Annotated in this window: 1 pseudogene; it reads right to left on the reverse strand. The window is 67.9% G+C overall.

Features of this window, described 5'->3' with window-relative positions:
- Positions 1–414, reverse strand: a pseudogene (locus tag AC0L3C_RS36200) (caspase family protein); the annotation flags it as partial.

Here is a 414-nt window from a genome sequence, read left to right on the forward strand (position 1 = left end):
CTGCCGCCGGGCATCGTCGAGCTCGCGCCTGGCCTGGTCGGCGAGGCGTTGGCGCTCCTTCTCCAGATCGCGCCGGGTCTGTTCCGAGACCTGGAGCTTCGCCTGCTCGGCCTGGCGCGCAGCCTGCTCCTCGATCTGCTTCTTGACGTCCTCGTTCTTCTGCCTGGCCTGCTGTTCGGCTTGCCGCCTCAGCAGGTCTGCCTTTTCACGGGCCTTCTCCGCCGCGTCCAGCTTGTCGAGGGCCGCATGAGCAGACACAGCGTAGGGGCCGCTACCGTGAACGCCGAGAAACGAGGTCCATGCCTCCCTTGTGCCGATCTGAGCCGCAAATTCGTAGTCCCGCCGGGCTTCCGCGTTCGGATCGACCGGCGGCGCAACCTGCGGCACCAGCGCCACGGTGTCGCCACCGAGCGA

It is taken from the genome of Bradyrhizobium sp. WSM4872 (genome assembly GCF_055811715.1).